The organism is Bradyrhizobium sp. ORS 375 (genome assembly GCF_000239775.1).
Taxonomy (GTDB): Bacteria; Pseudomonadota; Alphaproteobacteria; order Rhizobiales; family Xanthobacteraceae; genus Bradyrhizobium.
In genome coordinates this window covers 1-9,448 of sequence record NZ_CAFI01000217.1, presented here as the reverse complement: position 1 = coordinate 9,448, position 9,448 = coordinate 1, and the positions used below count along the sequence as shown (strand labels likewise).

Here is a 9,448-nt window from a genome sequence, read left to right as displayed (position 1 = left end):
TCGGCCCGCGCCGCCACCGCAGATGATGCGCCCAGCCGCACCGCCGCCGCAGATGGCGCGTCCTGCACCACCACCGCAGATCGCCCGGCCTGCGCCACCGCCCCCCATGGCCCGGCCTGCGCCTCCGCCGCCGATGGCGCGTCCGGCGCCGCCGCCAATGGCCGCGGTGGCACGTCCTGCGCCTCCGCCGCAGATGGCACGGCCGGCGCCGCCGCCGCCGCCGGCGGCTGGCAAGCGGTGTCCGCCGAACGTGCCGCATTGCTGAGCGATCGCGCGCCGCCGCGGCGGCGCGGCGGTTGCAACAAAGGCTCGTTTTCGATATTGGCCGAACCGCCGGATTGATCGATCGTGGGCGCAGGACGTCGGCAGCCGACGACGTGTTGCGGGGGCGTCATTGATTTCAGCGTTTGTTCGACCCGTGCGCGCGCTGTGGCGAAGTGCCATCATCGTCGCTCTTTGCAGTGTTGGCGCGCCTGGCCTTGCCTCATCGGCTGCGGCCCAGGGCCTGCCCGGCGCCGAAACCGTCTACGCCTCGGCGCCGCCACGCCTGCTGCAGATCCGCACGCTGCTGGCCGATGCCGGCCGCCAGACCTCGACCGGCTCCGGATTCCTGGTCTCCGCCGACGGGCTCGCGATCACCAACTATCACGTCGTCTCGGACGCCGCGCTGGAGCCCAAGACCTATCGGCTCGAATATACGGGCGCTGACGGCACGCAAGGCGCAGTGACCCTGCTTGCCGTCGATCTGCCCAACGACCTCGCGCTCGTGCGCGTCGACAAGCAGGAGGCGCCTTTCTTCGCCTTCGACAAGGCCGCGCTCGACGGCACGCTGCCGAAGGGCGAACGGCTCTATTCCCTCGGTAATCCGCTGGATCTCGGCTTCACGATCATCGAGGGCACCTATAACGGGCTCGTCGAGCACAGCTACAACGATCACATCCATTTCACCGGCGCGCTCAATCCGGGCATGAGCGGCGGTCCGGCGGTCAATGCGCAGGGGCAGGTGGTCGGGGTCAACGTCGCGACCCGCCGCGGTGGCCAGCTGATCAGCTTCCTGGTGCCGGCGCGGTTCGCCGCAGCGCTGCTGGCGCGCGGCCGCGAGGCCAAGCCGGCGGCGGGGGACTTGCGCAAGGACGTGATCGCCCAGCTCGCGAGCTGGCGCGGCGCGCTCTACAAGTCGCTTGCCGAGGAAGGTTTTCGCGATCGCGTGTTCGGCTCCTATCAGGCGCCGGAAACGCGCTCGGCGTGGTTCGAGTGCTGGGCGAGCACCAACGCCGGCGCCTCGCCGAAGCCGCGCGCCAGCATCAACGCGACGAGCTGCAAGGCCGAGGCGAGCGTGTATGTCGCCTCCGATCTCAACACCGGCGTGGTCGAGGTCAATCACTCCTACGCGAAATCGATCGACCTCAATCAGTTCCAGTTTGCGACGGTACTGACGCAGCTGGCGCAGCCGCGGCTCACGATGGGCGGCTCGTTCCGCAAATGGTACACGCCGCAGCATTGCCATGAGGATTTTGTCGGGGTCACGCCTGCCGCCGAGCATCCGCCGCTGCGCGTGATGTGGTGCGCCCAGGGCTATCGCGAGTTCGATGGTCTCTATGACATCGCTCTGGTGGCCGTGACGCAGGATCGCGCCGACGAGGCGCTGGTCTCGCGGCTCAATCTGCAGGCGATCGCCTATGACGACGCGCTGCGGATCGGCAAGAGCTTCCTCGAACGGCTGCAGGTCGCCCGATGATCTGGATCGAGATCCTCTCCAAGCATCGCGATGTCGCCGGCCGCTTCCGCGTCGATGCCGCCGAGATCCACATCGGCCGCGGCTACGACAATCACGTCATCCTCGACGATCCCTATGTCGCCGCGCGACACGTCCGGATCTTCCGCGATGCCGAGGGACGTCTCGTCGCTGAAGATCTCGGCAGCGCGAACGGTCTCTACCTCGGCGCCAGCAAGAGCCGGAAGCCGCAGCTGGTGCTCGATGGCGCCGAGCCGATCCGCATCGGCCAGACGCTGCTGCGGGTGCGCGACGCGGCTCACGCCGTCGAGCCGGAGCGGCTCGCCGGTTCCGAGCGTGGCGCGCTGCCGATCATCGCCGCGATCGTGCTCGGCGCCGTTCTGCTCGCGATCAACGCAATCCTGGTCTGGTTCGGCCAGACCTCCGAGCCGCGCGCGTCCGATTATCTCGTGCCGACGCTCACCATGATCGGGGTGGTGGTCGCGTGGGTGGGCGTGTGGGCGCTGTTGTCGCGGCTGTTTTCCGGCCGGGCGCATTTCCTGCGGCATCTCCTGATCGCCGAGGCCGGGCTGGTGGCGTTCTGGATCTACAGCGAGCTCGCACAGGTCGCCTCGTTCGCGCTGACCTGGACCACGATCTTCACCTACGGCTATGCGGTCGCCTGGATCGTGCTGGCCACGATCTGCTTCCTGCATCTGCGCGAGGTCGGGCGCACCCACATGGTCGTCAAGGGAATCGTGGTCGGTGTCCTGCTGGTGGTCGCGATCGCCGTGCAGACCCTGCAGCGATCGGAGGCGTTCGCGAATTCCGGCCGGCCCAATGTCACCCACGTGCTGATGCCGCCGTCCCTGCGTCTGGCCCCGGTGCGCAGCGAGCAGGCCTTCATCGACGACGTGGCCAGGCTGAAGGCCAAGCTCGATGCCGATCGCGCCGAGCTGAAACCGGCTGTGGAGCCCTGAGCACAGTTTCAGTCTCTTTGCTTGCGGAGATTGAAAGTTGCCGAGTTCCCGTCATAGCGTTGGCTCCGGGGATTTACGGGGGTATCAATCATGAAGCGACGGACATTTGTGGGACTGGCTCTCTCGCTATTGGTATCGGGGTGTGTCACGGGCAGGGAAGGAACGGAATTCGCGGTGGTCTCGCAGAAGATCGGTGCGCCGCGGTCCGGCCATTCCCGGATCGTCATCATGAGCCTGAAGGATTCCTGGCTCGACCGCACCAATTGTGACGCCAAGGTCGATGGCATTGCCTTGAACCGGCTGCTGCCCGGCACCTACGCCTATGTCGATCGTCCTGCAGGCCCGCACCACCTCACCGCGACCCAGATCCTGTTTCCCGGCGAGACAGTGCTCGATTTCAACACCGAGCCTGGGAAGACCTATTTCTTCTCGATCAAGCCCAGTGAGCGCTCCCGGGCGATGCAGGGAGGCGCGATCATGTTCGGGCTGGTTGGTGCGGGTGTCATGGCGGCAGCCTCGGCCGGCGCCGACAACAAGGGGCCCGTCGACCTCGTGCCGCTGCAGGAAAGCCAGGCCCGGACCGCCATGGCGGAGCTTCTGCAGGCGGAATAGGTCCATTTTCCTTGCGTTGCGCCAAAATCCGGCTATATAGCGCGCCATCTCACACGGAAACTTGGCTCTCCTAGAGGGCGTCCGGTGGCAAGCCGGGCCGTAACGGCTCGTTTTTGCTCACGCGTTTCCGGAGGAATCAACCGGAGAATATCCAATGGCGCTGCCTGAATTCACGATGCGCCAGCTGCTCGAAGCTGGCGTTCACTTTGGTCACCAGTCTCACCGCTGGAACCCGAAAATGGCCGATTACATTTTCGGAGCTCGCAACAACATCCACATCATCGACCTCGCCCAGACCGTGCCGCTGATGCACACGGCGCTGCAGGCGGTGAGCGACACGGTCGCCAAGGGCGGCCGCATCCTGTTCGTCGGCACCAAGCGCCAGGCGCAGGACAACGTCGCCGACGCGGCCAAGCGCTGCGCGCAGTATTTCGTCAATTCGCGCTGGCTCGGCGGCACGCTGACCAACTGGAAGACGATCTCGGCCTCGATCAAGCGTCTGCGCCACCTCGACGAGGTGCTGTCCTCGGGCGAGGCGAACTCCTACACCAAGAAGGAGCGCCTGACCCTGCAGCGCGAGCGCGACAAGCTCGATCGCTCGCTCGGCGGCATCAAGGACATGGGCGGTCTGCCCGACATGATCTTCGTGATCGACACCAACAAGGAAGACATCGCGATCCAGGAGGCTCAGCGCCTCAACATTCCGGTCGCCGCGATCGTCGACACGAACTGCGATCCCAAGGGCATCACCTACGTGGTCCCGGGCAATGACGACGCTGGCCGCGCCATCTCGCTGTATTGCGACCTGATCGCGCGCGCCGCCATCGACGGCATCTCGCGCGCCCAGGGCGAGCTCGGCATCGACGTCGGCGCCTCCGCGACGCCGCTGGAAGAGGAGCTTCCGGCTGCTTCGGCCTCGACCTTCCAGGGTCTGCCGGGCCCGCGCGGCACCGCCGACGACCTCAAGAAGCTCACCGGCGTGTCGGGTGCGATCGAGAAGAAGCTGAACGACCTCGGCATCTTCCACTACTGGCAGCTCGCCGAGCTCAATCACGACACGGCGCACCAGATCGGCGAAGAAGTCGGTCTGCCGAGCCGGGCCGATGCCTGGGTCGCCCAGGCCAAGTCGCTCGCCGACGCCTAAGACGACACAACTTGAGTATCTGGCCGGCGTCGCACGCCGGCCATCGCGACTGAGATAGGGTTTTCCTGGCAGCGGACGGCGAAGAGCCATCCGCTGCGTCGCGCTTTGGACAGGCAAAAGGACGTTCAACAATGGCGAATATCACCGCAGCGATGGTGAAGGACCTGCGCGAGTCGACCGGCGCGGGCATGATGGATTGCAAGGCCGCGCTCACTGAGACCGGCGGCGACATGCAGGCGGCGCAGGATTGGCTGCGCAAGAAGGGGCTGTCGAAGGCCGCCAAGAAGGCCGGCCGCGTGGCGGCCGAGGGCCTGATCGGCGCGCTGACCTCGGGCAAGAAGGGCGTGGTCGTCGAGGTCAACTCCGAGACCGACTTCGTCGCGCGCAACGAGCACTTCCAGGGCCTGGTCAAGATGATTGCCCAGGTCGCGCTCGACGTCGGCGCCGACCTCGAGAAGATCAAGGCCGCCAAGGTCGGCAGCATCACGGTCGAGGCCGCGATTGCCGATTCGATCGCGACCATCGGTGAGAACCAGACGCTGCGCCGCGCGGCTGCGCTCGAGGTGAGCCAGGGCGTCGTGTCGAGCTACGTCCACGGCGCGGTCATCGAGGGCGCCGGCAAGCTCGGCGTCATCGTCGCGCTGGAGTCGCCGGGCAAGACCGACGAGCTCGCGGCCCTCGGCCGCCAGCTCGCGATGCATGTCGCCGCCGCCAATCCGCAGGCGATCGATGCCGCCGGTCTCGATCCGGAGATCGTCAAGCGCGAGAAGGACGTGCTCGCCGACAAGTATCGTCAGCAGGGCAAGCCGGAGAACGTGATCGAGAAGATCGTCGAGTCCGGCCTGAAGACCTACTACAAGGAAGTCACCCTGCTCGAGCAGGCCTTCATTCACGATAGCGGCAAGTCGGTTGCCCAGGCGCTGAAGGAAGCCGAGGGCAAGGTCGGCGGTTCGATCAAGGTGGCCGGTTTCGTCCGTTATGCGCTCGGTGAGGGCATCGAGAAGGAAGAGACCGACTTCGCCGCCGAAGTCGCCGCCGCCAGCGGCAAGAAGTAACGACTGAGAACGGTCATGATCCGGCGCGGCCTTCGCGCCGGATCTCAACGCGCGGGATAGGAGAGCATTGGCACATGGCTGAGCCGGTCTATCGTCGCGTCGTGGTCAAGTTGTCCGGAGAATATCTCGCGGGACCGCATTCCTTCGGCATCGACCAGCCGACCGTCGATCGGATCGCCGACGACCTCATCGCAGCCCAGAAGCTCGGCATCGAGATCGCCGTCGTCGTCGGCGGCGGCAACATGGTGCGTGGTGTCGAGGTCTCGTCGCAGGGCGTCTCGCGCGCGACCGGCGACACCATGGGCATGCTGGCCACGGTCATGAATAGCCTGGCCCTGGAAGCCGCATTGCAGCGCAAGGGAGCGCCGGCGGTGGCGCTGTCGGCCTTCGTGATGCCGCAGGTCTGTGAGCTGTTCACGCGCGCTGCGGCGCACAAGTCGCTCGCCGAAGGGCGTATCGTCGTGCTCGGCGGCGGCACCGGCAATCCCTACTTCACGACCGACACCACCGCCGTGCTGCGGGCCGCTGAGATCGGCGCCCAGGCGGTGCTGAAGGCCACCAATGTCGACGGCGTCTACAGCGCCGATCCCAAGAAGGATCCGGCCGCGAAACGCTTCGACCGGCTGACCCATTCCCAGGCCATCGAGGGCGGCTACAAGGTCATGGACGCGACGGCCTTCGCGCTTGCCCGAGAAACATCGCTGCCTATCATTGTGTTCTCCATTGCCGAACCCGGCGCGATCGGCGCGATGCTGCGCGGCGAAGGGCGCGGCACCGTCGTCGCGGGGTGAGATACGGCACCGTCGGTGGCCGGTGTTGGACCAGTCCGGCGCCTGCGGTAGAAGCGTAAGTGACACAGGAATTCGTCCGGGACTCGTCAGGTCCGGCCTTGGGGCCTCCGCTCGGGAGGCCCGGCCCAGCCGGCGAGCGAGAACCGGGTTGCAGGAAAGGAAAGCGTGATGAGCACGGGCAATTTCGACCTCAACGAACTGAAGCGCCGCATGCAGGGCGCGACCCAGGCGCTGAAGCACGAGCTCGGCGGCCTGCGCACCGGCCGTGCCTCGGCCTCGATGGTGGAGCCGGTCCAGGTTGAGGCCTATGGCTCGCACATGCCGCTCAACCAGCTCGCCACCGTCTCGGTGCCGGAGCCGCGCCTGCTCTCGGTGCAGGTGTGGGACCGCTCCATGGTCAAGGCTGTCGAGAAGGCCATCGTGGATTCCAACCTCGGCCTGTCGCCGGCGACCGAAGGCCAGGTGATCCGGCTGCGTATTCCCGAGCTCAACCAGGAGCGGCGCAAGGAGCTGGTCAAGGTCGCGCACAAATATGCCGAGCAGGCTCGCGTCGCCGTGCGCCATGTCCGTCGTGACGGTCTCGACACTCTCAAGAAGCTCGAGAAGAATCACGAGATGTCCGAGGACGATCAGGAGCGCTTCGCCGGCGACGTGCAGAAGGCGACGGACAGCGTGATCTCGGAGATCGACCAGCTGCTGGCGGCGAAGGAAAAGGAAATCCTCACCGTCTGAAGGATGCGCCTGATGTCCAAAGCCGCGGCCCCGGTGACGGAGGCGCCGGACCAGTCCGACGCACCGGCCCATGTTGCCATCATCATGGATGGCAACGGCCGTTGGGCCGCGTCACGCGGCCTGCCGCGCGCGGAGGGACATCGCCGCGGCGTCGAGGCGCTGCGCCGCGTGGTCCGCGCCTGTGATGAGCTCGGCATTCGCTATCTGACGATCTTCTCGTTCTCGTCGGAAAACTGGTCGCGACCCGCCAGCGAGATCGGCGATCTCTTCGGGCTGCTGCGCCGCTTCATCCGCAACGATCTCGCCACGCTGCATCGCGACGGCGTGCGCGTCCGGGTGATCGGCGAACGCACCGGCCTCGAACCCGACATCTGCGCGCTGCTGAGCGAGGCCGAGGAGCTCACCCGCGGCAATACCAAGCTGACGCTGGTCGTCGCCTTCAATTATGGCTCGCGCCAGGAGATCGCCCGCGCGGCCCAGCGTCTCGCGCGCGAGGTCGCCGAGGGCCAGCGCGATCCCGCCTCGATCGATGCGGATGCGCTTGGGGCTTATCTCGATGCGCCCGACATTCCCGATCCCGATCTCATCATTCGAACCAGCGGCGAGCAGCGGCTGTCGAACTTCCTGATGTGGCAGGCGGCCTATAGCGAGCTGGTGTTCGTTCCCATGCATTGGCCCGATTTCGACAAGGCCGCGCTCGAGGGCGCGATCGCCGAGTTCGGCCGGCGTGAACGCCGCTTCGGCGGCCTCGTGGCGAAAACTGCCTCGTGAGCAAACCCGACACCGCAGCCGTGGGAGACGCCGTCAAGGCCGCGCCGGAGCATGAGGCGGCGCCGCCGCGGAAGGCTCCGAGCAATCTCTTGATGCGGATTGCGGCCGCGCTCGTGCTGGTGCCGCTGGCGCTGGGTGCAGCCTATGCCGGCGGCGTGTTCTGGACCGCCTTGGTCACGCTGGTCGCGGTCGGCCTGTATCTCGAATGGCTGATGGTGATCGGCGAGGTCCGCACCGTCAGCGTCGGCACATCCGGTGCGCTCGCCATTGCGATTGCGGGGCTCTGCTGCGCCTTCGGCCTGATCGATGTCGCGGTCGTCGTGCTCGCGGTCGGGCTCATCGCGGCCACGCTTCTTGCCGCCGGCCGCCGTGTCTGGGTCGCGGCAGGCTTCGTCTATGCGGCCGCTGCCGAGCTCGCCTCGGTGCTGGTGCGCTTCGATCAGCAGCAGGGCTGGTACGCGCTGGTGCTGGTGTTCCTCGTGGTCTGGTCCAGCGATATCGGCGGCTATGTCGCCGGACGCAGCATCGGCGGCGTGAGGCTCGCGCCGCGCGTCAGCCCGAACAAGACCTGGGCCGGCGCGATCGGCGGCTTCGTGGCCAGCCTCGTTGCTGCATCGGCCTGGTCGCTCGCCGGCGCCGGCGGGCTTGGCGCGATGCTCGTGCTTGCTGCGGTGCTGTCGGTGGTGTCGCAGCTCGGCGACCTCGCGGAGTCGGCGGTCAAGCGGCACTTCGGCGTCAAGGACTCAAGTCACATCATCCCGGGCCATGGCGGCCTATTGGACCGCCTGGACGGCTATGTCGCCGCGATCGTGTTCGCGGCTCTCGTGGGTTTGCTGCGCGGCGGCCTCGACGGCGTTGGCCGCGGCCTTCTGGTTTGGTGACCGGCGCATCTCGCCGGTCGAGATATTTGGTGAGAACATGAGCGCAGTGCCATTGCGAAACATTAAGGCTGAGACGGCGGAGGTGCGCAGTATCACCGTGCTCGGCGCCACCGGCTCGATCGGCGATTCGACCATGGACCTGTTGCGCGGTGCGCCCGAGCGCTACCGGGTCGAGGCGCTGACCGGCAACAGCAATATCGAGGGCCTGGCCAAGCTCGCCCGCGAGTTCAAACCGCGTTTCGTCGCGGTCGCCGATCCGGCCCGCCTCGGCGAGCTGCGTGAGGCGCTGGCCGGCACCGGCATCGAATGCGGAGCAGGGGAGAGCGCCATCATCGAAGCCGGCGCACGTCCCGCCGACTGGGTCATGGCCGCCGTTTCGGGGGCTGCCGGCCTCAAGCCGGCGCTCGCCGCCGTCGACCGCGGCGCAACCGTCGCGCTCGCCAACAAGGAATGCCTGGTCTGTGCCGGCGATTTCTTCATGCAGCGCGCCGCTGACGCGGGCGCCTGCATCCTGCCGGCCGATTCGGAGCACAATGCGCTGTTCCAGGCGCTGTCCTCGGGCAACCGTGAGGAGCTGGTCCGCGTCATCATCACCGCCTCCGGCGGTCCGTTCCGGACCTGGGCGCCCGCTGACATCGAGCAGGCCACGCTCGCCCAGGCGCTCAAGCATCCGAACTGGAGCATGGGCCAGAAGATCACGATCGATTCGGCCTCGATGATGAACAAGGGCCTCGAGGTGATCGAGGCGTCGTACCTGTTCGCGCTCAG

The 9,448-nt window shown here is 66.9% G+C and carries 9 protein-coding genes and 2 pseudogenes; all 11 read left to right on the top strand.

The features are described 5' to 3' along the window. A pseudogene (locus BRAO375_RS18265) lies at positions 1–342 on the top strand (hypothetical protein); the annotation flags it as partial. Between the two features lie 52 nt (positions 343–394). After that, positions 395–1,738: a S1 family peptidase gene (locus BRAO375_RS18260; protein WP_035640960.1), complete on the top strand. Its 1,344-nt coding sequence runs from the start codon at positions 395–397 to the stop codon at positions 1,736–1,738. Then, positions 1,735–2,694 carry an FHA domain-containing protein gene (locus BRAO375_RS18255; RefSeq protein WP_009028938.1) on the top strand — a complete coding sequence of 320 codons (960 nt, stop codon included), beginning with the start codon at positions 1,735–1,737 and terminating at the stop codon, positions 2,692–2,694. Before BRAO375_RS18260 ends, BRAO375_RS18255 begins: the two co-directional genes overlap by 4 nt. A 174-nt stretch (positions 2,695–2,868) precedes the next feature. Further along, positions 2,869–3,306 carry a DUF2846 domain-containing protein gene (locus tag BRAO375_RS18250; protein ID WP_244423215.1) on the top strand — a complete coding sequence of 146 codons (438 nt, stop codon included), beginning with the start codon at positions 2,869–2,871 and terminating at the stop codon, positions 3,304–3,306. Between the two features lie 154 nt (positions 3,307–3,460). Continuing rightward, positions 3,461–4,450 carry a 30S ribosomal protein S2 gene (locus tag BRAO375_RS18245; RefSeq protein ID WP_009028936.1) on the top strand — a complete coding sequence of 330 codons (990 nt, stop codon included), beginning with the start codon at positions 3,461–3,463 and terminating at the stop codon, positions 4,448–4,450. Between the two features lie 131 nt (positions 4,451–4,581). Next, on the top strand, positions 4,582–5,505 hold the full coding sequence (gene tsf, locus BRAO375_RS18240; RefSeq protein ID WP_009028935.1) for a translation elongation factor Ts: 924 nt from the start codon (positions 4,582–4,584) through the stop codon (positions 5,503–5,505). Positions 5,506–5,579: 74 nt separating this feature from the next. Then, positions 5,580–6,296, top strand: coding sequence for a UMP kinase (pyrH, locus tag BRAO375_RS18235; protein WP_009028934.1), 717 nt, complete (start codon positions 5,580–5,582; stop codon positions 6,294–6,296). A gap of 168 nt (positions 6,297–6,464) precedes the next feature. Further along, positions 6,465–7,028 (top strand): ribosome recycling factor, encoded by a 564-nt coding sequence (frr, locus tag BRAO375_RS18230; RefSeq protein ID WP_006611107.1) that lies wholly within the window; start codon positions 6,465–6,467, stop codon positions 7,026–7,028. 12 nt (positions 7,029–7,040) lie between these two features. Further along, a complete protein-coding gene (locus tag BRAO375_RS18225; protein ID WP_009028933.1) occupies positions 7,041–7,799 on the top strand; it encodes an isoprenyl transferase in 759 nt (252 codons plus the stop codon). Next, the gene (locus BRAO375_RS18220; protein WP_009028932.1) at positions 7,796–8,680 is read left to right on the top strand and encodes a phosphatidate cytidylyltransferase; all 885 of its coding nucleotides are present in this window, start codon (positions 7,796–7,798) and stop codon (positions 8,678–8,680) included. The genes BRAO375_RS18225 and BRAO375_RS18220 overlap by 4 nt, the downstream gene beginning before the upstream one ends. A gap of 37 nt (positions 8,681–8,717) precedes the next feature. After that, positions 8,718–9,448: pseudogene (locus BRAO375_RS18215) on the top strand (1-deoxy-D-xylulose-5-phosphate reductoisomerase); the annotation flags it as partial.

What these genes read in the sequence shown, in the direction of transcription:
- pyrH (WP_009028934.1), top strand. Translation starts at nt 5,580, where the DNA reads ATGGCTGAGCCGGTCTATCGTCGCGTCGTGGTCAAGTTGTCCGGAGAA.
- BRAO375_RS18255 (WP_009028938.1), top strand. Translation starts at nt 1,735, where the DNA reads ATGATCTGGATCGAGATCCTCTCCAAGCATCGCGATGTCGCCGGCCGC.
- tsf (WP_009028935.1), top strand. Translation starts at nt 4,582, where the DNA reads ATGGCGAATATCACCGCAGCGATGGTGAAGGACCTGCGCGAGTCGACC.
- frr (WP_006611107.1), top strand. Translation starts at nt 6,465, where the DNA reads ATGAGCACGGGCAATTTCGACCTCAACGAACTGAAGCGCCGCATGCAG.
- BRAO375_RS18245 (WP_009028936.1), top strand. Translation starts at nt 3,461, where the DNA reads ATGGCGCTGCCTGAATTCACGATGCGCCAGCTGCTCGAAGCTGGCGTT.
- BRAO375_RS18225 (WP_009028933.1), top strand. Translation starts at nt 7,041, where the DNA reads ATGTCCAAAGCCGCGGCCCCGGTGACGGAGGCGCCGGACCAGTCCGAC.